The sequence below is a fragment of the Paenibacillus sp. FSL L8-0708 genome, from assembly GCF_038009325.1.
GTDB lineage: Bacteria > Bacillota > Bacilli > Paenibacillales > Paenibacillaceae > Paenibacillus_AQ > Paenibacillus_AQ odorifer.
The window spans coordinates 2,286,514-2,312,940 of record NZ_JBBPBC010000001.1 but is presented as its reverse complement, the minus strand read 5'-3'; the positions used below and the strand labels follow the sequence as shown (position 1 = coordinate 2,312,940).

Sequence of the window (26,427 nt, the reverse complement as noted above, 5' to 3'; positions counted from 1 at the left end):
TATCGCCTCCTTTAATCTAACGGAAACCGTAGACCATCAAATATAATATTTTGCTTTACGTTGACCTCTGTTGTTATATCTCCATTTACACCTACTGACACTGCGCTCGACATTGGATCTACTTTTGATGTCCATGAGGATGTAAGCATTCTAGAGATTCGCACAGGTCGAAATTGCGTCGGCAAATTAAAAATCTTTGTACCCGCTGGTACGTCAGTAATGTTGTAATATACGTACCCACGAAATTCAATAAATCCTTTATTCACGCGATAAGCTAAATCGAAAGCAGTAAATCCGCTTAGCACTGCGGACGGTGTAATCCAAGGCCCTGCATCCTTCTCCGCTTTTTTTGCTTCAACGACGGATACCCGCGCTAGAGCTTCAGTTACTCCATCCGTAAGATCATGTAGCTGTCCCTTTTCAGTGGCTGCATACACCCCTGTTATGCTTGACACCGGGGATTTATCTAGGCTGATGTAAGAGACGCTGTAGGTAGCAGCTGTATCGTAATTATCCGTCCATGCATAACATGTACCGTCTGCTAACTTATCAATATTCCAAAAATCAGGCAGACCATTTTTAAATACTTGTTTAATTTCGGAGGCACGTTTTTTAAGGTTCGAATCTCCTCCATTACCCGCGTCATTGAGTCCAATGTAGTATACGTCTGATAGAGCATTTTTCTTTGGTCTCGCAGGCTCCCTCGATATATAACCACTGCCTACCTCGATAAAGTTATCGCCTTCGAGCAGAGAAAGAGCGCCATCCTCTTGTACCGTCTCCGTGGTCGGTGTTGCTAGACGGTATAGAAGTTGATACGGTGTCCAGCCCGAAGGTATTGTGGTTGGTAATACTCCTACCGGATTGCCAGCACTCAAAATCTCGACCCATCCTTTTGTTTGTCCGGCCGTACCGTTATATGGGTTTGTAGCCACCCCGCTAGCGCCATTGTACATCCGCCAACCATTAAAATAAGCCTTAATTTCGTCAGGTGTAGGAGTGTAGGAGTCCCCCCAACCGGAATCTGTGATGGCAATAGTAATGTATAATACGCCATTGTAAAGCGTTGATTGATCAGCAGCTGAATAAACACCCGCTGAAGGATATAAAGGGTATCCGTTATACTTAGTCACTCGTTCTGATGCGTTTATGCCACTAGAAGTTGGTAAAATAACGCGTACACGTTTGAAACCTGTATAATTCGTATCGAATAACCACGACCAGTCACCCACAAGATTTGATTTACGCCATAACCTCGTCACCTCATACCGTCCGTTAACCTCACGCAGTATATCCGGATCGCTGCCGTCATTTGGGTTAGCGTGTAACTCTACTCCACCAAAGGCGACAAGGCTGTCTTCACGAGGCTGAAACGGAGTGGCTGTGCTGCCGAGTTCTAATTTCCAATTTTTGAACCTATATACTCCATTGATCTCATTGGACAAATACACTCTAATTTTAATCGCATTAGCTGGTGCGGGATCTGTAGTAACGCTTCCGCCACTCATGGGCAGGAATGCTTGCATAATATTTTGACCATCGCTGCCAAAAAAACCGCCATCAGTGTAGGCTCCTACATCTACGGTATCCATGCTAAAAGTATATTTTTGTCCAGGTATAACCGGAAAATCAATGTAAGAAGTGTTGTATATGCCTTGTGCCGTAAGCGTCATATCATAAGGCCCGTTCTTCTTTGCGTTGGCGTGCAAACTATCCGGCATACTTGGCAGCAAATTTCGTCCATATCTCCGTACATATAACCCATCTACTCCATTAATACCTGGAGGTACATAAGGCAATAGAGCATCAATAGCAGCGCCTGTGATCGTGGTTCCGATGGCTGCATAGTCTGTTGCGGATACGGCGTATAGGCGTAATTCATCGTAATATACCGTGCTTGCTCCCGCGCTTCCATAACCAACTACAATCCTCACCCCATTGCCAACCAAAGAATTGTTTACTGGTAATTTAAGAGGTACAAACTGCCAACTACCAACAATACTTGTGTTTGGAGAGGTTGAGTATCTTATTGTATTTGTCCCCATATCATATAATGCAATTGTCGGGGCTCCCGCAGTGTAGGACTCAATAAATACCCAAACACCAAATACATACTGCAGCGCCTTATCAATTTGAACTGAGAAGTCACGCGTCATGTAGCTCCCGCCTGTTGAACCCGATGCCATCTTAAACGATGAAGCACCCGATTTTTTCTGAGCGGTAGAAATAGCCGGGAGTGTTGACCCAGCCAACGACCACCCCGTTAAACTCTCTCCACTCCCAGCCCCACCAAGTAAATCTATTAACGTCCTACCCTGTACCTTTAATCCTTGTAGTCTAGCGTTCTTTGTTGCGTTTAAAATTTGCTGTCCCGCTACTAAATTGATAGAAGTGAGAGATTCAGTATTCAACCTGTTATTAATCGGAAGTACTGCTGCATCTGCTTTAGCTTGAGATCCTGTTGTTGTTTCTTTGGAGTTCCATGTCACCTTTTCAGTATCCGTTGCAAAACGGTGTGTAGCGTCCTCTACAACTTCTGATCCGTTAACATTCCCCCAAGAGGAGCTCCCGGCTGTTGCTCCAGCCTTCAGCACTTTGCCACTATTACTAGTTCCCGTAGCTGGTACGTGTTGATTACCATCTCCTGTAGGGTGTGTATAATTATTGGCTCCGGTAGCTATTCCCGCCAATTTTGTTTTATCTGCTGCAGTGTAATCATTGGTAGATAGTTGCTTTCCAGATACCTTATCTACCTTATTACCTACTGTTGTGTCTATTTTATCCCAGTTATCATTGAGCATAGTATCGATGTTAAAAGTATCATTACCATCGGTAACTGGGTTAACTTTGAGTAAATTCAAATTGGGTGTATTACTGGACAACAGGCCCACCTCCCGCAAATTTATTTAATAGCGTCTGCTGCAATTGGTTGATTGTCATGATCTTATGCACCTCTTTGATAAGCAAATAACGGTAGGCATAAGACAAAGTCATATGAGCCGGTTTGATATCCTCTAAGGCTTTTTTAAGGTCATCTATGTTAATTGGCACACCCAATGTATCAATAAAGGTAATCACGATCTTATACTCAGCTGGAGATACAGCCACATCAACTGTGCCGCCGTCATATGCCTGTGCTACATTCTTAATCATGTCTCCGGATACCTTACCAAATCCGCGCATTTTTGAAATGATCACAGACCGCCGTTGGTCACTAGGTTTGTTGGTATCGACTACGATTTGTAATTCCTCTTCGTATCTCCCTAATGCCCAAGTAGCCGACTCCGGGAATGCTTGGTTCAATAATTCTTCAACCCGTGCGCCAAGGAGATCAAACTCTGGTCCTTCGCCGTTCATCAGCTCGTTCATTTCGAGTATGTCGGCATAATATGCTGGGAGATAATTTTTTAAACGGTCAGTCCCGTTCATGTTACAGTCACCGTCCCAAGCACTGCCACAGCATCATCCGGAATCTGAATATTAACCGTTTGATTATTTACTTTTAGATTTGCATAATCGATCACAGGCGGTATATCTAGTATTAGGCTTTGTATTCGTGTATAACGGACTAACGAGTCAGTAAAGGCAAGAGTGGCCAGATAATCTCTAGTCGCTGTCTCCAACTGTGTTTTTACTTGATCCGTTGTAGCTCCACTTGCAAGAGTTACACTCACTGATATATTAATAGGAAACTCAGTAGCTCCAACTACTGTAACAACTGCACCGATCGGAGCCACCCCTTCACCCATCCCATCCTTTGTTGGATCAATAAAATTCTGAACTGCCTCGACAATCGCTGTCGATGGTTTTCTCATATCATTGTTCAGCAACACTACCTTAACGGTACCAGGTCCATTCCATAGAGGAAATGCTTTAGCCCGACCAACACCACTGATTTCCCGAGCCCATTGCTCATATTGGTATCTGTTACCGCTGGTAACTGGTTTGGTTATCCGCTCCTGATATCTCTCATATAGCGCTTTATCCGTTTCCCGGTCCACTCCGGCAACAAGCAGTTCTGTCAGTTCAGCCCGAGCTAGGTTATTAATAAAATCAATTGGCAGTAGTGCCCCGAATGTTTGATTTCCAGCAGCGCCCACAGTTTCTGATTCCATACGGTAGTTACCAAGAGAAAGCCGTTCTATTGCCTTGTAATTGATATCTCCTATTGCAAACCGACTGCCTACCGGGATATCTAAAAGAGAATTAGATGAATTGTAAAATAGCCCTCTTAATTGCGCTTTAGTAGCCGCCTTTCGTGTAACACCAGACCACGCAATCGATCGATCCAGATAATCGCCACTAGCTGTATCAGCAAATATTAAATTTGCGTTGATATCCAACTCAACATACATCTGAGCTAATTCCATTGCTGCTGGAGCCATAGCATCATAAATAATGCTACCTTCTCGCTTGTCCAGCCCATCTGGTACCCGGTCTAACATCCGTTCTAAGATCGTTTCAAACGTCTGGTTTTCATACACCGCCATTCACCTCCAATCGGTCTGTATAGTTTCCGTAATCACTCTCTACGTCAAACAAGACGAGTACCGCATCACCATCATAGTTAAATCTAAAGTTGGTTACCGAAACGATACGATCATCCTGAAGTAACGCTTCCCTAGTCCAGCGTTCCACTTCGGTTTCAAACACCGCCCGACCCCGCACCGCTCCAACATCTGCCTCACTACCGTAATTGTCACTGTAAATCAGGTTTTCAAATCGGATTGTCGAGAGTATTTTTATAACTGCCTGTTTTACGGCATCCAATCCATCCACTACCACGGATCCTATACGCCCATTTACAAGGTCTAATTTATAAGTAAGACTTGGTTGGGGTGTATCCTCCATATCCTCATTCAGCAGCACGTTACCGCTCTGTGGTATCAAACACTCACCACCCTATCCATGATTACGTAGCGTTGACCACCTTGCATGCGGATAAGTAAAAGTTTATCTCCGGTAGCTAACGGCTTACGAATTACGTATTCTTGGATTCCTATTGTTATTTTCTGTTCAGATAAGGTTTCCGGAACAATTAAAAAATCCTCCGTAAGTGAAAGCCGATTATCGACCAACACTACAAGAGGATTAATTTTTTCTACAATTCCTAGCTGTACCAGAACAGGACCAGCAGCATTCACCGCTTCAGTGGCAGCGCGTTTTATCGCATCTATCATGATCACACCAACCTTAGCTCTAAGTCCATGGTATGTACTCCGCCTTCTTTCTTATGAGTACATTCATCGACTAGGAAAAATTTATTTATGTTCATTGCGTTGATATATAAATTAACGTAGCATCCTGCACGCATCCGGTAATCTCCAAGGGCCTCTATACTAAGCGTCCGCTTCTCTCGATTCTTCATGAACAGTTGCTGAGTTAGTTGCTCGGTAATTTGAGCCTGATTCAGATTCTCATCTACTGACTCGTAGAGTTGTAGCAATCCCCACTTAGCAATGCTGGCGCTATCCTTGGTAACGTAAGTTTCCCGCTTACCAGTCTCCTTATTGTCTCTGTACAATACAATTTGATTGTATGTCTCATCGTCAATGTTGCGGCTGTAAGAGTAATCAGTCATTAAGCTATCATCACCGATCACAAACGGAAATCGCATATTTGATACATTACGAATAGTTAAGCTGCCAAACTCATCAAAGAATGCGAAGTTGGTCCCGTAGTTAATCAGAGTCTCATCTAACGCCATACAGATCATATCGATAAACGTTTTATCGTCGCGGATCTGGGAAGGAATAATGTATTTTGTATCTTCCAGGGTTCCGGTTTTGAGCTGCATGTCTTGAGCGATCTTTTGAACTACCTGAGTTGCTGTTTGTTTCGTAAATACATAAGTTCCGCTATTCATCAGATACCGGATCTGATCATAAGCAAGGATGCTTATTTCTTCCGTCTTACCAGTTTCAATACTGAAAATATATCCATAGAAAACCTTATGTCCCTCATCTGTGTACCTAACCACATCGCCATTATTCAGTTGGAATTTTTTATCTTGCCATGGGCCATGGTCTACAAGGGTGAATTCTAAGGATGCTGCCTTACCTATACGGATCGTCTTCCAAGATATATCAGTAACGATGCTGGAAACATCCCAGACGGTGCCATTTTTATTATCGATCAATAACTCCATGTATCATCACCCCGGTAGCTTCAGAACAGAGCCGATTTTGAGTGTCTTCAGCTGCGCATCTGTTAAGCCGTTTAACTTCTGAATCTCTTTCCACCGACTACCGTCACCGAGTTCTCTTTTAGCTATCTTCATCAAGGTGTCCCCGGATTTGATGGTAACTGTTTTAGACTTGGTACGTTCATCTGCGCGTTTCGCTGGCTCTTTCTTAGTGGTTGTTGTTGTACCAGCTGGTGTTGTATTTGTCTTCAACGTCACCTTTTTAGCAGCGTAAAAGACATACTCCTTCAGGCTGATTTCATATTCAAAATCGCCCGGGCTCCCGGCAACCTCTTTATAATTAAATTCTTCGATACTGGCAGCAATATTTATTTTGAGACCCGTTGACGTAAAAATAAACCGGATCGGCTTGCGCTTGTTCATCCAGGTTTCAATTAATTGGATGTAGTCCGCGGGTTGCCCCCAGTTTTTTGATGATACATAGCTTGGTACGGTACCACCTACAGCAATAGCCGGGAAAAAGCTACTAAAGCTGATCTCTTTCAGCTTAGCAGCCTTGATTACATTAATTTCACCAAGATCCGTTATATCATAAGTCTCTCCGTCACCTTCCCCGCCAATCTCTATTTCTTCCGGAAGGACGGGGATTTCAAACCAAATAGCACGGTTGTTGAAGCTTAATTCAATGTTATAGCCGTTGTTCATTAGGAGTATACCCCCTTGGCTGTACTTGCCACCTCTTCAGTAAGTATATTGCCGATCTTCTTAACGATGGAATCGACATTAGCCTCATTGGTTACTGGTCCTGTCTTGACCTGAATAGTCGGTGTCAATGTCACAAAGTTTTGAATGTTCTTCATCTCCGCGACATCGCGCATAATCTTCAGGTCTTCTTTAGAGATATCAATAGGCTTCTCTACTTTGCCTACCTTATCAACTTTTTTTAATTTATCAGTTTTTGGAGCTGCAGCAGCTGCGGCACCACCACCAGCAGAAAACCCCATTCCAGCCACCTTATCATCTTTTCCTGATTTTGCATTTTTAGCGTTCTCAGCAGCTGCTTCAGATTCACGTTTCGTTGCACGTTCATCTAACATTTTTTGGACTTTAGCCTCACGTTCTTTAGCCTTTGTTGCTGCACTATTCTCCATTGCAGCTAAGTTTGCTGCCCTCTGTTGCTTCGCAGCTTCTTCTTCAGCAGCTTTTCCAGCAGCTAATTCTATGTGGCTAATGGTCTCAAGTTCAACAAAGGGTAGTTTATTCAATGTATTAATCAAATCATTAATTCGATCAATAGCGCCATTTGCCAAATCCTCCATAAAAGTTAAGGACTTGGTTTTAGCCCATCCGAATGCATCTGCTATTGCGTACCCTATACTTGTGAAGAAAATTGGCACCTGATTGAAGAAATTCATTATGCCATTCCAAACCCTAAGAAATCCGGCTGCAAACGCATCATTTGTATTCCATAGTTTTATTAGCCACATAATCAAACCTGCCAGAATAGTAGCAACTAAAATAAATATATTGGCTTTCATAGCTGCGTTTAAACCTCGCCATGCGAGAGCCAAACCACCTGTAGCAGCTGTTTGAAGAAATACTGCCGCTGTCATTATTCCTGTTCCAATTGAAGCAAATATAGAGGCAGATCCAACAGCCATAGATGCGAGTTTCCACGCCGTTAATGCCGCTGCAATCCCCCAAACAATTGGCTCAATAGTTGTCCAATTCGTAGTAATATAGCTATACACCTGTGCAGCAGCATCTCCTAACGAAACAACAATATCGACAGTTGTGGTGATGCCTTCGCTTAAACCACTCAAAAATTGTTCTCCGTCACTCGTACTTAACCATGCAGTTAGATCCTGTAGCATCTTAGTAATCCTACTAAGAGGACCTTCTGCCCCGTTGATTGTTCCAATCCACTCAGCTACTTTATTCTTCATAATTGTCATTGCCGAACCAAAAGTCATAGGCATTTGACTAAACATCTTATCGATTTTTCCGCTTTGCTTTTCAAAAGCTTTAACAATCATCGCAGATGTTAGTTTACCATCAGCTCCCATTGCTTTAAGTTCCCCGCGTGCTACACCTAGCCCCTCCGCTAATAGGCTCATCACCGCTGGAGCATTTTCACTAAGGGACCTCAATTCATCCCCTTGTAAAACCCCACTCCCGAGCGCTTGCCCCATTTGCAATATAGAGGCAGTCGTTTCTTGGGCTCCTGCACCTGAGATTACCAAAGCTTTGTTGAAGCTCTTCGTGAATTTAATAATATCGTCATCTGTTTTAAAAATACCCTGAGTACTCATAGCGAGTTTAGTGACCATATCCGCTGTAGCTTGGTAGTTTGCCCGAGTATCATTCGCCGCGTCCATTACCTGGCGTTGTAACTCTAGCTGTGTTCGAAGGCCATCATTAACCATTGCTAATCTAGCGTTAGTCAACACCACATCATCGGATGTTTCCAAAAGTTTTTTAGCTGCAGCAATAGATAGATAAGCTGCGACTACATTTTTGAGGCTACTTAGCCAATTAGATGTGTTTTTCGTTGCATTATTTATTTGTCCGTTCACCCTAGACTGTAGGTCAGCAATTTGCCGTTCTAACCTAGCGATACGTTCTAGAGCTCTTTGCAATTCACCTGCATCTGCACTGCGTGTTCTTAATTGTCGCGTTGATCTAATGAGTTGAGATACCAAGCGTTGGAGATTTGTAAACATAGCCTCCAAAGACCTGGGCAGCTCAATCCGAATCTGTGCAACAACGCTACTTAATTCAGATTCAATCTGTCTTTTTATAATCGCAATTTGCGATGAAATATCAGCGGCATCGATTTTTATTTTAATTGACGATTCTTCACCGCCTAACCGCTGCCTTATTACCGCTAATTGCTGTAATATTTCTGTGGTGTTAATGTTTATTCGTATCAGGCTACCTGTTCCTAGAGCTGCAATCTGCTGTTTAATCATATCTAAATTACTGATCACATCAAACGCGCTGATTCTTAATACCATCGGATTCTGCATTTGAGATTGCAATCGTGCCATTAACTGAATAGTCGCTGCTAAAGAAGCGTTAACCTGATTCAAGCGCTGACTAAAGACGTCATTTAATGCAAGACTCGCTGCTATGCTTGGCAATTTGGCTTCCTCCTTTCTACACAACATAAAAAAGCACTCCACGGTGGAGTGCTTCATAAACTACAATTGAACTGATTGCTTTGGATTGTTCGTTATTATTGGTCTAAGCTTATGTGTTATTTTTTGTGCCGATGCTGCTGTATGACCTCCATCAAACATGAGTGCGGCCATCTCACCGTTAGAATTCGTATAGTTAATTATAAGATAATGCGTGTTAGTTCTTTTTTCTTTGTTCGTCGCTCTTGATCCGACAATTAAACCAATTGGGCCAAACAACAACCCTCCAGCGATTCCTTTAGCTGCACTACTATGGACTATATTTGCAATTTCCGTATCCGTTTTTACTTCTACAGCCCTTATCTGAGAGTTGTTAATGTTAAAGTCAGTGCCACCCCCATCTATCACCAGTTTATCTTGTGTTACAGATAGGTTGCACAATGTTCCCTCACCTAAAGGCAATCCTTCAACATGGTCCAATGCACTTGTTACTAAAAACTCATTTTTATCATCGTTTGAGTCTAAATGGTTATGTGGTTTAACTCTAAGGAAATAACCTAAAGCAAAGAAAATCAAAGTAAATACTACGCCTATTGTCCCTCCATTTACATCAGGCTTAACAAACAAAAATATAGTGAATGTCAAGAAGAATATAGAGGCGATGAAACAAAGCACTGCTAAAACATTACGTAAGCCTTTCATATAAATTCCACTCCCAGAGGTAATATTTACTAACAATATACCAAACAGGGAATGAACGGTCTATTACTTTTTGCGTCCTTTAGAACTGGTCTTAGACGCTTGTTTCTTTTCCTTATCCACCCGGAGAGAAATCATCGCATATATAGCGGCTCGTTCCCTCTGTCCCATCGCCATAAGGTCATGCGGTAAAATGTGAAGCTCGTGGAGGGCGTAGTAAGCTAAGTTAGCCTCACCGTCACCCTCCTCTATTAGTTTTTTACTTCTTCTATCTGCTCATTGATATCTTGATCAAAACCGTTTAGTGTCTGTACCCGTTCGCTGAGGGCTGAGAATTCGCCAGGAAGCAGCATTTTGCGTAACAGAACTTCTGAACCAAGCACTCCATAGGATTTTTGAATTTCTGCGTTTTTGAGATCCGGATAAGATACAGAAGCCACCACCATTTTTGCCATGTATTCATTAGCATCCATTTCAGATGTAAATTGTCCGTATTTACCTTTGGTTCGCTTCGTGGCAGCCTTACGAAGTTCTTTATTTTCTTCTTCAGTGATACTTCGTAGCTTCCAAGGAATCGCCTTTCCATCTTTATCTTTAAATCTAGGAGAGACCACGAAATCCTCTGTAGTCTCCACCGCTGCATTTTGTGCGTAGAATGCTGTAAAATCGCTCATATTATTAATTCCTCCTGAAATTTATTTTAATTGGCCGGTGGGTTAAATGCTTGACCCATATCAATATCCTCAAAGGTAAAATCGATATCCTCTTCTAGTGCATCAGATTCTGTATCCAGTGATACCATAACTACACTATCAAGGTTCACACCTAGTAGAGTAATTGTTTGAGACCCAATGGTAGATCCCGGATCTTCATTAGTTACCGTAATATCAAAGTTGGTATCTCTACCCGTTTTGATATAGTCGATCATCAACTGACGAAACCGACTTGTCACATAATAGATGGTCATACTTCCGCTGCCCGACCATCCAGTTGTTTTATGCTGAACACCACGGCGGCCTAGGGTCTTCACTTCTGCCTTTGTTTTTTCAACTGAAGCTTCAATAGTCTTAATATAGAACATTTCCTCTACCTGACCGTTGATTGTGGCGAAAGCTCGTCCCTCTTGTCCACTGATCGTGTCCTTTGCCTCTAAAAACGTCATTTATCTCACCTGCACTTTCATATATACTTTTTCGATACTATCTACTGGTTGAATATTGACTTCCACGTAGATGGCATCTGAATCAACACCAGGAAGTACCGTGATATCCGTCTGAGCATCAAAATTTTGAATGGCATCAATCCCCTGTAGGTTATCCAGATAGATCACAGCCTCTTTGCGAAACAGAGCTCGGCCATCAACATTGTTTGATACCTTACCGATGTAAAATGATTCAAAGATACGCTTCAAATCATTCGCAATACCATCCAGCACACGAAGCACACGGTTTTTTTGAAGTTGTTCCCCTTTCTTTGGAGTATAAGAGAGGAAAGTATTAATATCCTGTTCTATCACAGCTCGATTACTGGATGGTGTAAAAACAAATTCTCCAGCTTTCAAAGCTGCTTCAATCTGTGTATTGGTGTAGCGTGGCGCCACATCTACAGCATCGTCGTATGCCGAATAAGTAAGAGACTCATTCATCTCAGCTGCTGCCGAAGCACCGCCTACCCAAGCAGTGGCCTGCGCTGCTGTAAGTATGGTCCCGTCTGACAGTACCACGCCATTCTTGACGCTGATTACACCTTCGAAATCGGCTACAGGGTAGTTCTCAAGTGCTGCCTGTACCTTTTTACCCTCTGACTCTCTCAAGCGCCGTACAAAGGCAGCGTACACTGCTTTGAGTGCATTGTCTGTGGATGTCAGTGCCACTGTCTGGAAATCGTACAGCTCTAGTGCAGCTAGATATGCAGTATGATCCGCATTAGTCACAGTGCCGTTTGCTCCACCAATCAAAGGAGCTCCAGCATTTGCAGTTAGCGTGCCGGTCCCGCTCCATACAATCCAGTCATTCGGGATGAGCCCCGCAATATTAGCGACTACCTGCGTGTCCACTACTGCATTATCCAGCAATGTTTTTACATCAAATTTGCTACTATCGTCGATGTTGGTTTGAACGACAATCTTCAGGCTATTACCTCGCGTACCACCGTATCTGGCTGTAGCCACCAGAGTGCCTACTGCTACAGTCGCTTTAACTCCTTCGTTAAGCTTGTAAAGCAACACTGTACGCGCTCGTTTCAGTGCCTCACGCACTAGCAATAGTTCCGGGGCTGTAATGTCATACCCAAGAGTTTTGAATGTATCCTCACCAGCTATAATCGGTGTGATGACCTTAGCCGCTCCCCATGGGAGAGTTAGCGCTAAAGAGGTTATTCCCCTGCTGCCAACCGTACCCAATGCCCCGCCAGACGTTTCCACGTTAACATATACACCGGGTCTTACTTTATTTTGAGTTGTCCATGTTCCACCGGCCATAATCTACTCAGCCTCCTTGTTCTTAAAATCTTCGATGACCTGCTGTGCCTCAGACGCCGTATACAACTTCTCCGGCTCCAGCAGCGCCGACAGGACATCTTTATCCTGGTATGAGTATTTGGTAGAGTTCAAGAACTGCTCCTTTGTATACGAAGCCTCAGGAGCTTCAATAGCTTCCTTTTCATTTTTCACACTCACTTAATACCGCCCCCTTGCTTCATTGTTTTCATTTTTGGATCAGGGGCCATTTCGCGGATCAGATGGACGTTGAATTGGATAAAGAAATGGAGTACCCCATCAACAATTTCGTGCCGCATCTTAGTACCACGGTACATACCACTGTGTCCACTTACATATTCCAATTCTGAATATAGCCGTTCGGCCATAAGTTCACATTCTTCCCGAGGAGCTTTTGAATCTCGATTCGGGAAGTAATGAACGTCAAATGGATTGAAACGCTGATACCTCCGATTGATACCCCGGGCCTGGCTACCTTCTAACAGCAACACAAAAAAGCACGGCTGCTTCATGCCCTGCTTCACTGCTTCATCATATACCGGATATTCCGGAGTAAATAACGATAGCTTCTTTATGAGTGCGTTTTTAATATCTTGCATGCTCACCGCCCCATGTGCTTCTCCATGTATTTTTTCAGCCTCCGCTCCATGATCCCCGGCAACTCTCTCTCCAGTTCCTGCTCGGATAAGGTCAACATGAATTTACCGTTAACCCAACCGGTTCGTAGTCTAGTGACGTGTCCAAATTCTACATAGAGCGCATATTCAACATTATTTGTGATCTCTACGTGGATACCGCCACCAGGTAATCTGACAACCTCACCGATCCGCCAACCTCGCCTCAAGTCTCCGCTTATAACTGGAGTCCTAGCTATAGTCTTCGCCAGTAACCGTCCTGCAAGCTCACGAATACACTCCTCCATAAATGCTGGAAATTCATTTTGCATCCTTTGAAGGTTCTTCTGAAGCTTTTTGACATCGGAGAAATCGAATTTACCCATACTCATGCGTTCAGGACCTCTTTTAGCTTAATCTCCTGATGAGTAGCATACCTGAATGCCTTACCCGCCTGTTCTCCTTTGAACTCCATGCCGTTCTGCTGAACCGTGATTCGGCTCCCTGGCTTGATAGTTATATCAGGGGAGATAAATAACTTGGCATCATAATTGATCTGATCGGCTGTCACTGTTTGCGTGGCAGCAGGTAAGGAAGACTGAGAGAGAGCACACGGCTCATTAGCCAAGATAATGATAGGCTGCTGTCGTGTTTTACCGCTTAATGGATCTTTTACATCCTTCATTTCCGAAACAGTACATAGGCCTTCATAGGTGCTCTCAATAGCTAACCGCTCTGCTGGTATATTACCGAAACTGACCATGTTACCACCTCAATCTTCGGAAAGCCTGTAATTGAGCTGCGTAGTTCCGAACGAATGCTGCTCCGTTGCCTGCTACAACTGTAGCCTTAGCTGATCCGAAAGCCGTAGTCACATCACCGCGCTTGATGCTAGTGACAGCCGGGACCGTCTGCTCAAACTCCGTTGGATGCTTGGTCCGATAATAGTCCTCTGCGATCTGCAGCACGACATTATCCAAAGCAGCCGGAATAGATGAGATGTTACAATAGGTTTTGATCTCCTGGATGATAGTCTCCAAAACAAACTGCAGCCGGCCATCCTTGGAAGTATCTTCGATGGGGATGGAAAGCAGTCTCTTCAACTTATCGAGATACTTAAGATACTCCTCCATTAGGGTCACCCGCTTTCAGGATTGCCGCGAGCACTTCCTCCTTCTTGGATGCATCACCCAGATCGATGGCATGCTCAAAAGCGTAAACCTTAAGCTCATCCACTTTCATCTTTTCTAGCGGTTTATCTACCTCATCGATTTCTGGTACATCTTCCCGTCGTATTACTCCATCCTTAATCAGGGATTCTACTTCACTAGGGAAGATCAAAATTTTATCACTCGCCTTATAGAATTTCCGATTGTATTTCGCTCCAGTTATCAGAGCTATCTCGATTCTCTTTTCCTCAGACACTCTCATCATCCTTTCAAAATAAATAGGAGAGGCGTTAGCCCCTCCTTAAACCACTTTCGCAATAAAAATATTGTCGATAGTTTCAAATGATGGCAGCGTGATTGCAGAAACGATAGTTTCCACACTTACTGGGTGTGGCTGCTTAATTGTTGTGATGGCCACACCTGTATTCACGATAGATACTTCTGCACTTGTTGCCCCGCTCATAAGATCAGCTTCTTCTGGAGTAGTACCATACCACGTTTTACCCAAAGCTCCGTCTGGAATCAGTGTGAAATAATCGTCTGGATAGAATTGGTGTGAGCTGCCATCTTGTAGAGCATATTTCTTGTTGTAAACCGCAACCGTCAATCCCAGTTTGGACTCCAGGTATTGACGCATCAGTGCATCAGTCATGATGATGTTTAGCCCGCCAAGTGGATTCATATCCAAACGCACCTTTTCATTAGCTAGAATGTTATTCCACGTCTTACGAGTAACGATGGCCTTTGTTGGACGCACACCTTGCTCATCTTCAATCGTGTCCTGCCATTCTTTGATGTCTCCCACGATATTAGCTGTTGGATCATCCCATTTATCTGATCCTGTAAGAGTGGTCTTATGCCCAGCCTTCATGTTGTAGTCATAATCATAGTCAATCCGATTGGCCGTGATTCTGATTTTACCGGATGACAACAATTGCATACGCATGCGCTCAGCGTTAACCTCTGCACCGCTAACCAAACTAGCTCTATCATCGTAAATTTGAGTAATCAAAGATTTTACATATTCGCCGTTGTTCGAGTCCAAAAGTCTTAGCAATTCTTGACGATCTTTTTCTTTTAACAGCATAGCCTCACGGAAAAACGGCATCTCTGTTTCTACCTTTCCGAATCCGATTCGATCTCTCAGAGTTGCTTTAACATCGAATTCCGATGGCATCAAGGCTACAGGCAGTCCTCCTGCTCCTTTGATCCAACCAATATCTAAACCGAGCTTTTTTGCTGATGGAAACAACGTAGCTCCCAGATATGGAATAGCGTTTGATGGGTTAGCCGCAATATAAGCCGCAATCTCTGGAGCTCTTACTAAATCTTGAATGTTAGGCATAATTATTTTCACCTTTCCTTTCTTAGTCGATAAATGTGATCTGCTTCAATGCTGTCAGTTCTTCAGCAGTAGGAGCAGTCGGGATTTTATTTTTATTAATGAACGCATGAATGAGCATCGCCCCTGGTGCTGGACCACTTGTTACATCTGTATCATTCAACAGAACACCTTCAGCATTGGATACTCCAGTAGTGGTTGTAGCCTTGACCGCCAGTTTAGTATCATCAGCAATCACACCGCCACCTAGAATAGTTCCAGCTGGCACAATCTTTTTACCATCAGCGTTAGCAGTAACACCTGCATCGCTCACCGTGACGGCAATTGCTACATAGTGATCTGGGAATTTAAGAATTTCTTTCTTATTCCCATAGGTAGTTTCTTTAAATTTACTCATTTTGTTTATCCTCCGTTCTTATTTAAAGTAGCTTTCTCGGGCTGTATCCAACCCTTCATTGCCTTTAGTAGATTCCGCCAATTGTTTACCGAAGCTACCGACCTTGTCATCGCCTTGTTCACCCTTAGATTGATCCTTGCCGTCCAATAGAGAGGTTCCTTTAAACTTGAACCCTCCACCACCGCCTTTATCCTCGGTTTTAAACAAGTAGGCATCCGATGTTTGTAAACCCTTAAGCTGCTCGTCTAAGCCGACCACTTTACCGTCATCACCGATGACTAACTTTTCTTTGTCTATTAGCCCAGTAACATGCTTCTCGTTATGCACCTTACCAGTGAGTGCAGCAGTAATGGCATTGTCTAACTTGATCTGTTGCAGGTCGGCATCATATTTGTCCTTTGCCGTCTTGTTATCAGTCTTGAGCTGATCAATCTGCTTTTTCAGATCATCTGACAGTCCAGCAGTTTTACTCAGATCCTCGATTTGCTTGTCCCGATCAGCGACATCCTTCTCAGCCTGCTGTTTAGCCGTAGAAACTTCGTTATACTGACTCTTCGGAACAAAGTGCTTCGGAATCTCTTTGCCAGCATCTGCAATAGCTCCGTCAATCTTGGAATCTTCAACGCCCAACTTCTTCAACAACTCTTTCAACCAATCCATATATCATCTACCTCCATAGATTTGTATAGCTGCTCTCCAGCTTAGGGAGTGAACCGATATGCTCCGGTTCATGAGCAAATAGGCCGCGGTAGTCTCAACCGTGGCCCAATATAAAAAGCACCCTCACATATTGGAGAGTGCTTCATATACCATAATTCTGTTTGATTAGTACCCATTTCATAGCTTCTTCACGATTTAACCGCCGTTCGTCCGCTGCATTAGCATCCAGAACACCTACTAGCTGTTTTGGCAGCTTATCACGCTTCTGAAGATACTCAAACCTAACGTCGCTGATCTCGTCCACAAAAGCGTCAAATCGTTCGCCTAGCTTCTCACGTTGCGGGGCAAACTGTTCGGCAATAGCCGCTCTATTCTCTTCTTTAGTTCGCAAGATCATCACTCCTTTGTATATTGTAGCGCTTCAACTAGCATTACTAGCTGTTCCATAGTTAGATGCTTTTCGTCATAACCTGAAAGTGCCTGCTCAATAGTAAGCAATGCAAGATACGAATCTTCTGCTTTATCAAGTAAACGGTTAATCTCATCTGTACTCAGGTTTATTGGGGCTGACTTCTTCAGGATGTACGTGCTACCTGAATCAACTGCTCGCAACTCCTTGATTCCATTCTTTATGAATGCTAGGACATCGTCCCGGCTAAATGATCCTCCGGGTTCCCCATCCACTGTAGGGTGGTTATGTGTGACGATGCTCTTTTTAAGTACTTCAGGTGGTTTGATCTTGGTAATATCGACAGATGCCTTATCACCCTTAACATGGATAACCTCACCTTCCTTAGTAAGAGCTATTGCATGTTCTTCCGGTGCATTCCTAATGGCTTGCTCCGCATCCTTTACATAGTTGCGGACGATATCAGGTTTAGACAGATCGATATTACCTAGTTTACGCGGAATGTCTGGCTGCAGCTTCGGTAGATCCATCTTACTGAGATTAATCAGCGGTGGTGCAGTCTTTCCGGTTTCATCATACCATTTCTCTGGTTCCAGGGTATAGATGCTTTTCTCAGGAATTGGAATATCCTTTCTAGGCCCGCCCGGAATCTCAATAGTAGGTAAGGGAGTCTCTGGTGCTTGCTTACTCGGAGTTTCAACAGAAACAGTCTCTGTAGCTTCAGGAGCGTATTTCTCCGCCCATTCCTTATAGTTGATATCCTCTGGTATGGTCTCAGTCTTACCGTCCTCGTCACGCGCTACCCGAGCTTTAATGTTATCGTCATAGTGCGGGATAGTGGTAGAACGACAATGAGCATGTAGAGGTGGGTAGTTAACATTAACCACCGCATCAACAATAGCAAATACTTTTCCATCCATATCCTGGCACTTAGCAGATGTCTTATTATCCAGCGTAGCTGTAAAGCGGTATTCTTCAACGCCTAATTCTTTATAACCAGCTAGTCGAGATTGTCCAGCAAAGTAAGCTGATTCTGTAAGGATTAGTCGTGTAGCTGCTTTTTCTGATACACCCATACGATCCTGAAGCTGTTGAATCATCTGTTTTGATGTATCCCCGCGTATAAGTCCTTGAGTAAAGATATTCCGCAGCTCACCATTCAGCCTTACTCGATCTGTCCATATACGAGATGAGAAGTTGCTACCATCTGGTGCCCATGGAGCCGAAAGGATAGCTTCAAGCTGCCGCTTATCTACCTTGGAGAAAGATGCTCCTATACCGATACCCTTTTCAAGTTCAAAAATACTTCGATAGTAACCATCCTTGTAGACGTTACCTAATAGCTCTGTTGTGCCTGATAGACGCTTAACAGATAATTCCTCGACATGTTGTTTCATCTGCAATTGAATGGATTCTAAACGGGTAACACGTACTCTAATACTGGCATTCTCTAGTTCCTTCATCCACCGCTGATCTATGGCGTTCTCTTTACCCCGAGCAATGTAATCCTCAACGGTCCACTTGAATTCTTTCAACTCTCCAGCTTTAAGAACTTGCTTAGCAGCGGATAAGCTTACAATCCCATTATTATCTGCAAACCGTTGATAGAAATTGTTAACATCTGTCTGGATGGATATCTGAGCCTTCCGATATTCCTTATTCATTGCCTTTGTGAATGGTACACCCTTATTTAAAAGTGATTCATTCAGTTGCTCCATTCGCTTAGACCAGTAAGCTGCTGACTTCATTCGTTATCAGCTCCCGCCTCTTCTGATGGATTAGAAATAACGAATCCACAAACGGGCGGCTTATCTTCGGATATCCATCCAGCTGTAACCTCTATCAATCTCCTTAGGCTATCAATAGTACTTAGCGGCACAGCAGAGCCAGAAACGATATCGGTGGTTGCTCGATCACTCAAGGCACAGATTAGATCGTTAATTTTCGCTTGTGTCTGTTTTGTTATCATCAGCTCCACCTCCTGAGGAAGTGTCATTATTAGGGAGCCCGTATTCATCAATTTTTGCAAGACTCGCGGCCTCTTCAGCTTCCAGACGTTTCAATTCTTCCTTTACATCAGTAACCCACGGATGATTTGCTACTTGTGTCTCTTTGGATACGATTCCCTCACTGTTCTTAGCATCAGTGATAACCTGTGATTCATTAATGACGATGTCCCGATTAAATAGGAAGTTGACTGTTTCTTCAGAAAAATCGTCGCCTGTGGTGTTCTCGATATGTTTATCAACGAACCAAAGAAGCTGTTCAAGTGCTGCTTGGAATTCATTTTCTATGTCATTAGCATCCATGTCCAAATCAGCATATAAGAATTTTAACGCTTCCCCGCTCGGTGCTGTAGCAAATGAATCTGCTTGAGTATCTACCCCACGGCCAAATTCATAGATATCGTTTCGAGTCATATCCATATGATTCTTGTACGCTTCCGTGTCGATCTCCAAGTTAAGAGTGTCTACTCCACTGTTATCATCTGCTGACACCTTAACAGCCCGTAGTATGGACAGGTTACGACGGAACTCACCTAAATCAGAGCCCTCATATCCACGGATTACATAAACACTGTTCGGCAAATCCTCCAAGTTATTGCTATTGTCAGATTTTTTTTGATCATACTCATCAATCTGGCTCTTGAGCAATGATATTAGCGGTAGCTCATCCTCGTTGTATTTAAAGCATATGAAGGGGATTCGCTCCCAGTTCAATGCCTTCTCATCTGTCTCTTCCTTTTCATCAATTACAGAGAAGTGGCCGCTATTCCCTCCCGATTCCACATCAGAGATGAGACCGCTTATAGATGGCGTGGGCAAATGGCTACTGGAGCCAACCACATAACGGTTAACACCCTTAGAATGCCAATACTCAACTTTCTGGATAGTGGTCTTTTTAGTTCCTTGATAGGCTTCGACCTCATACACCCGGATGAGCGCTTGCAGATCAGTGTGAGCAGCGTCCCTCCATAGGGGAATGATCTCTTCTGACGGCAGCATTTTAAACCGGAAATTGCCCTTTTCATCATAGTAAACGTGAAGCCAAGCGCGGCCCTTCTTAATGGACTCCTTTAGCAGGCTCTTGAGCATCCGTTTGAATCCTTTATCAAAGAATCCGCTCAGCAATTCATCGTAGACTTTGTTTTCTGTTTGAATGCTCATTTCCTTACTCAGCAGATACCCCGCTTTTTGGTCAACAAGTTTCCTCAAGAATCCATGAACGATTTTATTATTAGCCAGGTTTTTAGCTTCAATTTGTGCCCCACCATCACCGATCGTCATACGCTTTCGGTCCAGTATGTCGCTCTTATTTCGGTAATACTTCTCCCCGGCAAGCATGTCCTTGCGATCTTGGGAGTTGTACCAATCATCGATTTCCTGTTTGATGATCTGTTCAATCGTCATAGCATTTGCTGCTCCGTCTTCAATGATTTTGAAAACTTCCTGTGTGGTACTCAAATAGGTTTCCTCCTCTCCTATTAATCAAATGAGAATGACGGGCCCTTCATATCGCCCTCAAAGGCGTAACGGGTAGCATCAATAGTATGATTGTCCTTATCCTCCAACTTCGCCCGAGGATTGCCATCTGGGTCTGTTTGATAATCGATATTTTCAAACTCCCTAGCAAGGTTCGGTGTTCGCTTCTGATCTATAACGATTTCCTTCAGATCATCCAGCCACTTTTCGCCGTATTCAACTGATCCCGGGCCCTTCTTGGCACCCCTCATCTTTACATCAAGCTGATTACGCATTTCATCAATAGACTTTGGCTCTGCGCTGTCCGCTGTTGTCATAGTAGTGTGATAGCCTTTGTTTTTTATTACCTTTGCCAATTCTCTGTTCGAAATCTTCACGCCATATATCTCATCCATGGCGTATATTGTTCGTCGAGTCTTATCATAATGCCAGCGGACAAAAGCTACCGGATCGACACCGTACCCCCAGTCATTGCCTTGCCGTATATTATCGAACCTATTAACTTCCTCATCGGTTATAGTTCTGAATACTAAATTATCGAACGGAACCACCCCACTCCCGATTGCTTTACCGCCATATTCCCAGTCATATTTCTGCTGACTCTTTTTACGAACTTCTTCAGCTTCTTGGACGAATGCTTTTGATATATACGGGTTATCCAGGTAGGTAGAATGATGAACGTAGGTGTTATCAGGAATGAATTGTGACTCATACTTCTTGTTCACCCAACTTTGTTTCCGCTTAGGTGGGTTGTACGAGTAATAGAACGCATAAAAAAGACCATCTTCCAATTCTGCACGCAACACAGAATTTTCAATGGTCGAAATCTCTTCTTCAGTCTTAAATTCCGCTAATTCCTCGATCCACATTATAGCTATTGGGAACTTAGATACTTTAATGGATTTAATTTTCAGCGGATCGTCTGCGCCTCGGAATATGATTTTATTCCCACGAGGCAAGTAAATAAGCTGCAGCGGCGATTTCACAACACGCCAATATTGTTCCACTCCAAGTATTTCAATCGCTTCCTTAAGCTGCTCAAACACTGACTCTTCCAGTGTTCTGGCAACCTTGCGGATAACCAGCGCCGTAACCGGGTATTTCATCATGTCCTTAATAACCTTCAGCCCGATATGCGTTGACTTAGCAGATCCGCGACCACCCTTTAAGACATGTCTAAGATAGCGGTGTGAATTGGATGCTTTCCAGAACGAATGAAAGTGTGGGGTAATCTTTTCAGATAAGCGAACCTTAATCATCGTCCGAACCTATATCATCGATGATTTGAACGCCTATTTCCCCAGTGATTTGTTTATCCACCCACATGCCATAACGCTTACCAAGCAATTCCAAGGCTTTGATTTTATCCGCAAATTTGATCTCTCTTTCCACACCATCTGAATCCTGCCCAGGTATGGTTTTTACCTTGACTGAAGCGATAGCGGCGGTGTCATCCTCTGAAGCATCATCCCGAATAGTAGCATCACTGAAATTCACCACGTCCGGAGCGTTAAGAAAAGCTATTCGGGCTAATTCACGCATGATTCGCTCCTGATTTATACCTGTTCTTCTGGACAAAACTGCCAATCTCTCATCTATACGCGCGCGAATGTGAGGTTTAGAAAGGTTCTCAGCACCTATCTCTTTTGCTGTTTTCACACTATATCCTGCTCGTATGGCCGCTTGTGTGGCGTTCAAATCAATCAAGTACTCATCAACAAACTTTTGCTGCTTGTCAGTTAATTTCATGTCATATCACCCACCCCCATATTTTAAGCATGAAAAAAGCACCCGAAGGTGCTTAGCATTCAATTAACTATTGATTCCTTCTCTGACAGCAACAAGAATTGTTCTATATGCTAATGCGACTTCTTCAGCGGTGAGTATTTCCTTTGCTACAGCAGATACTTGTGCAGCGGCAGATTGAGAGGTCGATAAGGCCACGCCTCTAGCTTTTATTAATTCCTGTGTAAGCTCGCCTGCAATTTCGTAATCGTATTTTGCCATTATTTGCACCTCCCTTCGACATCTTATTTCGATGTATAGGAAGTATTTTCCTGCAACTATATACCCATGTACCTTACTTCGCCGTCACCTCTGCAGTTTTTGGGGTTTAGATTATGGGGTCCATCAAAAAAGAGCCATAGAATTATGGCCCAATATTATCTACCTTCAATTGTAAGTTATCATTTTCTTATAAATAAATTCTCCGCCATCTGGTTTAATTATAAGGGTATCGATTTCTCCACCCACAGTTGGAAACCTTGGCTCAAATTTTAATTGATCTATTGTCGTTCTTATCAAATGTCTTGAGTAATCAATTGCATCTTGTAAATTCATATAGTTATATTGAGGCATATATTGTCCACTCGTAAGTCTATTAACAACTTCACCATCGCCATTCCAAGCAATCCCATAAATGACTTCCTTACTTTCATTCAAATTCATTCTATTAATATTTAAAGGCTCTTGGATGGTATTTAGTTCATATAAGAAAGGTTCGTTCCCATCATATCCAGCAATCATGAGATATACATTGACTTCCTTAGAAACCGACTTAAAATAAGTACCCAACTTCTCCGCCATTTCATATACAGTTTCCGAATGTTCCTCAATATCATTTTCTGCCTCGAATTGATTAATGAAATGTTCAATTGGCAAAAAATTTATATGTGCATTGCCCGCTGTCAAAATCCCTATTCTTTTATGGAGCAAAAATACCTTATTTGTCGAATCAGACTGTACATAACCAGGACCTGATGTCCTACTATCCCCAGACATTACTATTCCCGTTGGTGTATATACTGCATTAACTAATGTCATTTTCATTCCCCCTCAATGTAAAAATTCGACACCGATGGGGTTTTCCCTTTTGATTTTACGAAGTTGTTTTGAGCTCAATTAGCCGTGAGCTCATCGGCTGGCGTGGGTTTTTCACACACCATTCATTATAAGAGCCGAACCGTTAATAGGTTCCTCCTATATATAGGTGGCAGGCGTACGGCAAGATTAGACACATTGGAGAAATAGACTCATTCCCTTGTTAATCTCTACTTTGGTTGTAGCGCGATCCAGATAAGATTGTACTGTGCTTTTTTTAGTATCAAGTTCTTCAGAAATCTGTTTTAGTGACATTCCACAACCGTGGTGTAGAACGAAGCATTGCCTTTCTCTCTCAGATAAATTGTGCATGGCATCCTCAACAGCATATTGTTCATGAGGTTGCAAACATCGTCCTTCCTCTTCCTCCTGTTGAAACTCTACTTCATAGGCTGTGAGATATTCCATCCATGCAGGATCCCATACACTTGTTCGTTGAGCTCCAGATCTTCTATCAATCGTTCTACGCCATCCTGGAGGATATCCTGTTTCCATCCATTCAATTGAATAATCTAGATCACTTATAATTGCAGACATCATATTTTTATCTAATTTGATCGGTTCCATCTGCTTACGTAAGAGTTCACGCTCATTCCTATCTTTGGAGTCTTCTATTTTCTTCTTCAGTGGCTCAAGTTCTTTTTCCAGTGAAGCAAGCTTTTTATTTAACTTCCCTTTAGTGTTTTTATAACTCGCAATCAACGCCCGATCATTCATCATTAACCCTCAACTCCTTTGTGATATAATCGACTTGAGGATAAAATCTGCTATTGCCCTGACGCTTCAGGGCTTTTTTCTGTATAAATACCTTCCACCAACATAGAAAACATCTTCATGTTTGTACTAATAGGATATGTGTTATACGGATCTTTGAATCTAACCCAGCTCGGACCCCACGCCAATACATTCACAGGCTCTCCAGGGCTTGCAGTAAAGATAAATTGTCTATGCCCGTCCGACAATGCTTTTTGAGTGTCCTTGTATCTCATTGTCTGTACCCTCCCTCGGAAGGTTGATATGGGCATAGTGAGTGACCTCATGGAGTTCAATAAAGTTATTATCGTCTCTCCATACCTTTGTTTGGTTGTTATAGTCTGCTGTCCATATGCAATCCCCGTCCTCTAAGACGATATAATGGCCGGATTCTTTCGGTGGATTCTCCGGGTCATACTTTATCCAATTGATCATAGTGTCTTGTTCCTCTCTTTATGGGGAGCAGATTATGTAAACCTTATCTGGCCCCCGTTTCACTGGGATTATTCGGTCTGACTCGTTGGCCTGACGGCCTGATACAAAACTTCTCGCGTGATAAACTCATTCACTCTATCCAGTTCCATTTTTTCAATGACAACACGGTCAAACATATCAGCGGCGTGGAAATGGATAACTTCATTCGTGAATTCTCTGACCATTTCAGCAAATTCGTCGGGGCTGGCATATGAACTATCCCAACTTTCGCGTTCCGCCCAATCTGTCACATCTTCTGGTCTAATCGTGAACTGCTTGACCTTGCTAGTTTCAAGCTGTAGTAACCTCTGTTCGCAGCATTTGCAATGCGATCTTTGTGTGACGTAGTTAACGATTATTTTGCTCATATCCTCTTCTCCCCCTTATACCTCTGAATCTTCCAATGGCGAACACGTATATTCCACGGATATGAATACGTTCATTTCCTTCTCACACTTAGGGCATTCGACCGTTCTACAATCCATATCAGCGTTGCAGGCTCTGCGCCCTCCAAACTTATGACCGCAATATACACATTGGCATTGGTCTACCTGAACTGTTTCTTCGAACATTATTTCCATCGTGTATCGTCTCCTTTGATTGGGGTCTCAGCCCCCTACTTATAATTTTTCGATTTCTCGGTGGTAGAAAAATGTTCCCGGCTTTTCCTTGAGACTATAGGTATATCGCTGGATTTGCTTTGTGACTCTTACGATGGACCATTGATCTATTGTCACGGTTTCACCCGTTTCCTTTAACCTAACTTTTTCGCCATCGTCAAAATGTTCTTTCATGTGTCTCAGCCCCCTTATAAGTTCATCCAGCCCTGCGGCCTCCGCTGTCGCTAAGTAATGCGGTCGAATCGGAGGCCTGACGGCCGTTATAAGTTCAGTACAGCCAATAGTGCAGCCTTACACCGCTGTTCAGGCGTTGCGTGGGCAAATTGATAAACGTTATTCAGAGTTGTTGGCTCATGCAACATCAGTCCCATTACATTGTGAAGCTCAATGGCATAATCCTCTCGGAGTGGTGTGTCTTGATCAAATATGGACTCTACTTCCCATGCTGCGGATATGTCCGTTGAATATAGAGGAAATGGTACGTGTTTATAAAGAACTGGGCTAAAACCAAAGTTTGCATGGTTACCATCCGCACTAAAAGAGTGAATTACTGCTGGATTGACCCTCCTTATATCAGTCCATCCCAATACCTTCTCTGCAATCAAAGCATCCATCTCTCGCCCCGGCTTCATCCCTTGTATCTCTTCCCTTGTGAGTGTCATTGGTTAGCCTCCTTTGATTTCCGTTTTGCTTCATCCAACATTTCACCGATATAGGAACATTCATATCCGTCTGGATCGTTGAAAAGTGTGGGGTTGGCATCCATAAATTCTTTAGCTTCATCGCACATGTACCAATTTTGAAACTCTCCTTCATACTCACCCCTGTAATTCCAGCAACTTGAACCAGATGGGATTGTACGTCCTGTCGCAGCACATTTGTGATCCTTGCGCGTCTTATTGACTCTCGTTAGTTCGTTCCATGTACTCATTGGTTATCTCCTTCCTCAGGCAATACGATCTTTGCCCAATGTGTCACCCATGTAAGCGGAGTATCATTTATGTGCCATCCATAGCCACCGTCTGGGTGGATTTTTGCAGCATGTCTCGCAACTAATACGACTCTTCTTCCATCAGTTACAAGAGTGTCGGTGTGGCTCACAATGCTTCTATCGTGCCGATCATACTTAACCCATTCCATCATGAT

Annotated in this window: 36 protein-coding genes; all 36 read right to left on the bottom strand. The window is 43.2% G+C overall.

The window, feature by feature from the left end:
* Nucleotides 1-11: 11 nt before the first annotated feature.
* Nucleotides 12-2,882 (bottom strand): hypothetical protein, encoded by a 2,871-nt coding sequence (locus NYE58_RS10840; RefSeq protein WP_341001865.1) that lies wholly within the window; start codon nucleotides 2,880-2,882, stop codon nucleotides 12-14.
* Complete coding sequence (locus NYE58_RS10835; RefSeq protein WP_340891671.1) at nucleotides 2,872-3,429, bottom strand: YmfQ family protein; 558 nt, start codon at nucleotides 3,427-3,429, stop codon at nucleotides 2,872-2,874. Before NYE58_RS10835 ends, NYE58_RS10840 begins: the two co-directional genes overlap by 11 nt.
* Nucleotides 3,426-4,490 (bottom strand): baseplate J/gp47 family protein, encoded by a 1,065-nt coding sequence (locus tag NYE58_RS10830; RefSeq protein ID WP_341001864.1) that lies wholly within the window; start codon nucleotides 4,488-4,490, stop codon nucleotides 3,426-3,428. Before NYE58_RS10830 ends, NYE58_RS10835 begins: the two co-directional genes overlap by 4 nt.
* Nucleotides 4,477-4,890: a DUF2634 domain-containing protein gene (locus tag NYE58_RS10825; protein WP_340891675.1), complete on the bottom strand. Its 414-nt coding sequence runs from the start codon at nucleotides 4,888-4,890 to the stop codon at nucleotides 4,477-4,479. The genes NYE58_RS10830 and NYE58_RS10825 overlap by 14 nt, the downstream gene beginning before the upstream one ends.
* Nucleotides 4,887-5,180 carry a DUF2577 domain-containing protein gene (locus NYE58_RS10820; protein WP_076138688.1) on the bottom strand — a complete coding sequence of 98 codons (294 nt, stop codon included), beginning with the start codon at nucleotides 5,178-5,180 and terminating at the stop codon, nucleotides 4,887-4,889. Before NYE58_RS10820 ends, NYE58_RS10825 begins: the two co-directional genes overlap by 4 nt.
* A gap of 2 nt (nucleotides 5,181-5,182) precedes the next feature.
* Nucleotides 5,183-6,148 (bottom strand): XkdQ/YqbQ family protein, encoded by a 966-nt coding sequence (locus NYE58_RS10815; protein ID WP_076104541.1) that lies wholly within the window; start codon nucleotides 6,146-6,148, stop codon nucleotides 5,183-5,185.
* 6 nt (nucleotides 6,149-6,154) lie between these two features.
* Nucleotides 6,155-6,850: a LysM peptidoglycan-binding domain-containing protein gene (locus NYE58_RS10810; RefSeq protein WP_341001863.1), complete on the bottom strand. Its 696-nt coding sequence runs from the start codon at nucleotides 6,848-6,850 to the stop codon at nucleotides 6,155-6,157.
* On the bottom strand, nucleotides 6,850-9,288 hold the full coding sequence (locus tag NYE58_RS10805) for a tape measure protein (protein ID WP_341001861.1): 2,439 nt from the start codon (nucleotides 9,286-9,288) through the stop codon (nucleotides 6,850-6,852). Before NYE58_RS10805 ends, NYE58_RS10810 begins: the two co-directional genes overlap by 1 nt.
* A gap of 60 nt (nucleotides 9,289-9,348) precedes the next feature.
* The gene (locus tag NYE58_RS10800; RefSeq protein ID WP_341001860.1) at nucleotides 9,349-9,987 is read right to left on the bottom strand and encodes a hypothetical protein; all 639 of its coding nucleotides are present in this window, start codon (nucleotides 9,985-9,987) and stop codon (nucleotides 9,349-9,351) included.
* A 248-nt stretch (nucleotides 9,988-10,235) separates the two neighbouring features.
* On the bottom strand, nucleotides 10,236-10,658 hold the full coding sequence (locus NYE58_RS10795; protein ID WP_340034038.1) for a phage tail assembly chaperone: 423 nt from the start codon (nucleotides 10,656-10,658) through the stop codon (nucleotides 10,236-10,238).
* A 26-nt stretch (nucleotides 10,659-10,684) separates the two neighbouring features.
* Complete coding sequence (locus tag NYE58_RS10790) at nucleotides 10,685-11,146, bottom strand: phage tail tube protein (RefSeq protein ID WP_341001859.1); 462 nt, start codon at nucleotides 11,144-11,146, stop codon at nucleotides 10,685-10,687.
* Nucleotides 11,147-12,463 carry a phage tail sheath family protein gene (locus NYE58_RS10785; RefSeq protein ID WP_341001858.1) on the bottom strand — a complete coding sequence of 439 codons (1,317 nt, stop codon included), beginning with the start codon at nucleotides 12,461-12,463 and terminating at the stop codon, nucleotides 11,147-11,149.
* Between the two features lie 3 nt (nucleotides 12,464-12,466).
* Complete coding sequence (locus NYE58_RS10780; protein WP_341001857.1) at nucleotides 12,467-12,661, bottom strand: hypothetical protein; 195 nt, start codon at nucleotides 12,659-12,661, stop codon at nucleotides 12,467-12,469.
* On the bottom strand, nucleotides 12,658-13,080 hold the full coding sequence (locus NYE58_RS10775; RefSeq protein ID WP_341001856.1) for a phage tail terminator family protein: 423 nt from the start codon (nucleotides 13,078-13,080) through the stop codon (nucleotides 12,658-12,660). Before NYE58_RS10775 ends, NYE58_RS10780 begins: the two co-directional genes overlap by 4 nt.
* Before the next feature lie 2 nt (nucleotides 13,081-13,082).
* On the bottom strand, nucleotides 13,083-13,487 hold the full coding sequence (locus NYE58_RS10770) for an HK97 gp10 family phage protein (RefSeq protein WP_341001855.1): 405 nt from the start codon (nucleotides 13,485-13,487) through the stop codon (nucleotides 13,083-13,085).
* Nucleotides 13,484-13,858 carry an ABC transporter ATP-binding protein gene (locus tag NYE58_RS10765; protein WP_339189802.1) on the bottom strand — a complete coding sequence of 125 codons (375 nt, stop codon included), beginning with the start codon at nucleotides 13,856-13,858 and terminating at the stop codon, nucleotides 13,484-13,486. The genes NYE58_RS10770 and NYE58_RS10765 overlap by 4 nt, the downstream gene beginning before the upstream one ends.
* Before the next feature lies 1 nt (nucleotide 13,859).
* Nucleotides 13,860-14,228, bottom strand: coding sequence for a phage head-tail connector protein (locus tag NYE58_RS10760; RefSeq protein WP_339189800.1), 369 nt, complete (start codon nucleotides 14,226-14,228; stop codon nucleotides 13,860-13,862).
* Entirely contained in the window at nucleotides 14,212-14,520 is a 309-nt protein-coding gene (locus NYE58_RS10755; RefSeq protein ID WP_341001854.1) for a hypothetical protein, read from the bottom strand. The genes NYE58_RS10760 and NYE58_RS10755 overlap by 17 nt, the downstream gene beginning before the upstream one ends.
* A 45-nt stretch (nucleotides 14,521-14,565) precedes the next feature.
* Nucleotides 14,566-15,609 carry a major capsid protein gene (locus tag NYE58_RS10750; RefSeq protein WP_076208592.1) on the bottom strand — a complete coding sequence of 348 codons (1,044 nt, stop codon included), beginning with the start codon at nucleotides 15,607-15,609 and terminating at the stop codon, nucleotides 14,566-14,568.
* A 22-nt stretch (nucleotides 15,610-15,631) separates the two neighbouring features.
* Entirely contained in the window at nucleotides 15,632-16,003 is a 372-nt protein-coding gene (locus tag NYE58_RS10745; RefSeq protein WP_339246882.1) for a hypothetical protein, read from the bottom strand.
* Nucleotides 16,004-16,021: 18 nt separating this feature from the next.
* A complete protein-coding gene (locus NYE58_RS10740; protein ID WP_341001853.1) occupies nucleotides 16,022-16,663 on the bottom strand; it encodes a phage scaffolding protein in 642 nt (213 codons plus the stop codon).
* A gap of 142 nt (nucleotides 16,664-16,805) precedes the next feature.
* On the bottom strand, nucleotides 16,806-17,054 hold the full coding sequence (locus NYE58_RS10735; protein ID WP_341001852.1) for a hypothetical protein: 249 nt from the start codon (nucleotides 17,052-17,054) through the stop codon (nucleotides 16,806-16,808).
* Between the two features lie 5 nt (nucleotides 17,055-17,059).
* Entirely contained in the window at nucleotides 17,060-18,820 is a 1,761-nt protein-coding gene (locus tag NYE58_RS10730; protein ID WP_341001851.1) for a minor capsid protein, read from the bottom strand.
* On the bottom strand, nucleotides 18,817-19,041 hold the full coding sequence (locus tag NYE58_RS10725; RefSeq protein ID WP_341001850.1) for a hypothetical protein: 225 nt from the start codon (nucleotides 19,039-19,041) through the stop codon (nucleotides 18,817-18,819). The genes NYE58_RS10730 and NYE58_RS10725 overlap by 4 nt, the downstream gene beginning before the upstream one ends.
* On the bottom strand, nucleotides 19,010-20,536 hold the full coding sequence (locus tag NYE58_RS10720; protein ID WP_341001849.1) for a phage portal protein: 1,527 nt from the start codon (nucleotides 20,534-20,536) through the stop codon (nucleotides 19,010-19,012). Before NYE58_RS10720 ends, NYE58_RS10725 begins: the two co-directional genes overlap by 32 nt.
* A gap of 20 nt (nucleotides 20,537-20,556) precedes the next feature.
* Nucleotides 20,557-21,813, bottom strand: coding sequence for a PBSX family phage terminase large subunit (locus NYE58_RS10715; protein WP_341001847.1), 1,257 nt, complete (start codon nucleotides 21,811-21,813; stop codon nucleotides 20,557-20,559).
* The gene (locus NYE58_RS10710; protein ID WP_076303909.1) at nucleotides 21,806-22,303 is read right to left on the bottom strand and encodes a terminase small subunit; all 498 of its coding nucleotides are present in this window, start codon (nucleotides 22,301-22,303) and stop codon (nucleotides 21,806-21,808) included. The genes NYE58_RS10715 and NYE58_RS10710 overlap by 8 nt, the downstream gene beginning before the upstream one ends.
* A 63-nt stretch (nucleotides 22,304-22,366) precedes the next feature.
* On the bottom strand, nucleotides 22,367-22,561 hold the full coding sequence (locus NYE58_RS10705; RefSeq protein ID WP_341001846.1) for a hypothetical protein: 195 nt from the start codon (nucleotides 22,559-22,561) through the stop codon (nucleotides 22,367-22,369).
* A gap of 165 nt (nucleotides 22,562-22,726) precedes the next feature.
* Nucleotides 22,727-23,377 carry a hypothetical protein gene (locus NYE58_RS10700; protein WP_341001845.1) on the bottom strand — a complete coding sequence of 217 codons (651 nt, stop codon included), beginning with the start codon at nucleotides 23,375-23,377 and terminating at the stop codon, nucleotides 22,727-22,729.
* 186 nt (nucleotides 23,378-23,563) lie between these two features.
* On the bottom strand, nucleotides 23,564-24,154 hold the full coding sequence (locus NYE58_RS10695; RefSeq protein WP_341001844.1) for a sigma-70 family RNA polymerase sigma factor: 591 nt from the start codon (nucleotides 24,152-24,154) through the stop codon (nucleotides 23,564-23,566).
* 47 nt (nucleotides 24,155-24,201) lie between these two features.
* Entirely contained in the window at nucleotides 24,202-24,423 is a 222-nt protein-coding gene (locus tag NYE58_RS10690; protein ID WP_341001842.1) for a hypothetical protein, read from the bottom strand.
* Between the two features lie 267 nt (nucleotides 24,424-24,690).
* On the bottom strand, nucleotides 24,691-25,029 hold the full coding sequence (locus NYE58_RS10685; RefSeq protein WP_341001840.1) for a hypothetical protein: 339 nt from the start codon (nucleotides 25,027-25,029) through the stop codon (nucleotides 24,691-24,693).
* A gap of 252 nt (nucleotides 25,030-25,281) precedes the next feature.
* The gene (locus tag NYE58_RS10680) at nucleotides 25,282-25,455 is read right to left on the bottom strand and encodes a hypothetical protein (RefSeq protein ID WP_179087471.1); all 174 of its coding nucleotides are present in this window, start codon (nucleotides 25,453-25,455) and stop codon (nucleotides 25,282-25,284) included.
* 86 nt (nucleotides 25,456-25,541) lie between these two features.
* Nucleotides 25,542-25,943: a BC1872 family protein gene (locus tag NYE58_RS10675; protein WP_076277316.1), complete on the bottom strand. Its 402-nt coding sequence runs from the start codon at nucleotides 25,941-25,943 to the stop codon at nucleotides 25,542-25,544.
* On the bottom strand, nucleotides 25,940-26,212 hold the full coding sequence (locus NYE58_RS10670) for a hypothetical protein (protein ID WP_076218586.1): 273 nt from the start codon (nucleotides 26,210-26,212) through the stop codon (nucleotides 25,940-25,942). The genes NYE58_RS10675 and NYE58_RS10670 overlap by 4 nt, the downstream gene beginning before the upstream one ends.
* Nucleotides 26,209-26,424: a hypothetical protein gene (locus NYE58_RS10665; RefSeq protein ID WP_076218585.1), complete on the bottom strand. Its 216-nt coding sequence runs from the start codon at nucleotides 26,422-26,424 to the stop codon at nucleotides 26,209-26,211. Before NYE58_RS10665 ends, NYE58_RS10670 begins: the two co-directional genes overlap by 4 nt.
* Nucleotides 26,425-26,427: the final 3 nt, after the last annotated feature.

What these genes read in the sequence shown, in the direction of transcription:
- NYE58_RS10835 (WP_340891671.1), bottom strand. Translation starts at nt 3,429, where the DNA reads ATGAACGGGACTGACCGTTTAAAAAATTATCTCCCAGCATATTATGCC.
- NYE58_RS10830 (WP_341001864.1), bottom strand. Translation starts at nt 4,490, where the DNA reads ATGGCGGTGTATGAAAACCAGACGTTTGAAACGATCTTAGAACGGATG.
- NYE58_RS10820 (WP_076138688.1), bottom strand. Translation starts at nt 5,180, where the DNA reads ATGATAGATGCGATAAAACGCGCTGCCACTGAAGCGGTGAATGCTGCT.
- NYE58_RS10815 (WP_076104541.1), bottom strand. Translation starts at nt 6,148, where the DNA reads ATGGAGTTATTGATCGATAATAAAAATGGCACCGTCTGGGATGTTTCC.
- NYE58_RS10810 (WP_341001863.1), bottom strand. Translation starts at nt 6,850, where the DNA reads ATGAACAACGGCTATAACATTGAATTAAGCTTCAACAACCGTGCTATT.
- NYE58_RS10800 (WP_341001860.1), bottom strand. Translation starts at nt 9,987, where the DNA reads ATGAAAGGCTTACGTAATGTTTTAGCAGTGCTTTGTTTCATCGCCTCT.
- NYE58_RS10795 (WP_340034038.1), bottom strand. Translation starts at nt 10,658, where the DNA reads ATGAGCGATTTTACAGCATTCTACGCACAAAATGCAGCGGTGGAGACT.
- NYE58_RS10790 (WP_341001859.1), bottom strand. Translation starts at nt 11,146, where the DNA reads ATGACGTTTTTAGAGGCAAAGGACACGATCAGTGGACAAGAGGGACGA.
- NYE58_RS10785 (WP_341001858.1), bottom strand. Translation starts at nt 12,463, where the DNA reads ATGGCCGGTGGAACATGGACAACTCAAAATAAAGTAAGACCCGGTGTA.
- NYE58_RS10775 (WP_341001856.1), bottom strand. Translation starts at nt 13,080, where the DNA reads ATGCAAGATATTAAAAACGCACTCATAAAGAAGCTATCGTTATTTACT.
- NYE58_RS10770 (WP_341001855.1), bottom strand. Translation starts at nt 13,487, where the DNA reads ATGAGTATGGGTAAATTCGATTTCTCCGATGTCAAAAAGCTTCAGAAG.
- NYE58_RS10765 (WP_339189802.1), bottom strand. Translation starts at nt 13,858, where the DNA reads ATGGTCAGTTTCGGTAATATACCAGCAGAGCGGTTAGCTATTGAGAGC.
- NYE58_RS10760 (WP_339189800.1), bottom strand. Translation starts at nt 14,228, where the DNA reads ATGGAGGAGTATCTTAAGTATCTCGATAAGTTGAAGAGACTGCTTTCC.
- NYE58_RS10750 (WP_076208592.1), bottom strand. Translation starts at nt 15,609, where the DNA reads ATGCCTAACATTCAAGATTTAGTAAGAGCTCCAGAGATTGCGGCTTAT.
- NYE58_RS10745 (WP_339246882.1), bottom strand. Translation starts at nt 16,003, where the DNA reads ATGAGTAAATTTAAAGAAACTACCTATGGGAATAAGAAAGAAATTCTT.
- NYE58_RS10740 (WP_341001853.1), bottom strand. Translation starts at nt 16,663, where the DNA reads ATGGATTGGTTGAAAGAGTTGTTGAAGAAGTTGGGCGTTGAAGATTCC.
- NYE58_RS10730 (WP_341001851.1), bottom strand. Translation starts at nt 18,820, where the DNA reads ATGAAGTCAGCAGCTTACTGGTCTAAGCGAATGGAGCAACTGAATGAA.
- NYE58_RS10725 (WP_341001850.1), bottom strand. Translation starts at nt 19,041, where the DNA reads ATGATAACAAAACAGACACAAGCGAAAATTAACGATCTAATCTGTGCC.
- NYE58_RS10715 (WP_341001847.1), bottom strand. Translation starts at nt 21,813, where the DNA reads ATGATTAAGGTTCGCTTATCTGAAAAGATTACCCCACACTTTCATTCG.
- NYE58_RS10710 (WP_076303909.1), bottom strand. Translation starts at nt 22,303, where the DNA reads ATGAAATTAACTGACAAGCAGCAAAAGTTTGTTGATGAGTACTTGATT.
- NYE58_RS10705 (WP_341001846.1), bottom strand. Translation starts at nt 22,561, where the DNA reads ATGGCAAAATACGATTACGAAATTGCAGGCGAGCTTACACAGGAATTA.
- NYE58_RS10700 (WP_341001845.1), bottom strand. Translation starts at nt 23,377, where the DNA reads ATGACATTAGTTAATGCAGTATATACACCAACGGGAATAGTAATGTCT.
- NYE58_RS10695 (WP_341001844.1), bottom strand. Translation starts at nt 24,154, where the DNA reads ATGATGAATGATCGGGCGTTGATTGCGAGTTATAAAAACACTAAAGGG.
- NYE58_RS10690 (WP_341001842.1), bottom strand. Translation starts at nt 24,423, where the DNA reads ATGAGATACAAGGACACTCAAAAAGCATTGTCGGACGGGCATAGACAA.
- NYE58_RS10685 (WP_341001840.1), bottom strand. Translation starts at nt 25,029, where the DNA reads ATGAGCAAAATAATCGTTAACTACGTCACACAAAGATCGCATTGCAAA.
- NYE58_RS10680 (WP_179087471.1), bottom strand. Translation starts at nt 25,455, where the DNA reads ATGAAAGAACATTTTGACGATGGCGAAAAAGTTAGGTTAAAGGAAACG.
- NYE58_RS10675 (WP_076277316.1), bottom strand. Translation starts at nt 25,943, where the DNA reads ATGACACTCACAAGGGAAGAGATACAAGGGATGAAGCCGGGGCGAGAG.
- NYE58_RS10670 (WP_076218586.1), bottom strand. Translation starts at nt 26,212, where the DNA reads ATGAGTACATGGAACGAACTAACGAGAGTCAATAAGACGCGCAAGGAT.
- NYE58_RS10665 (WP_076218585.1), bottom strand. Translation starts at nt 26,424, where the DNA reads ATGATGGAATGGGTTAAGTATGATCGGCACGATAGAAGCATTGTGAGC.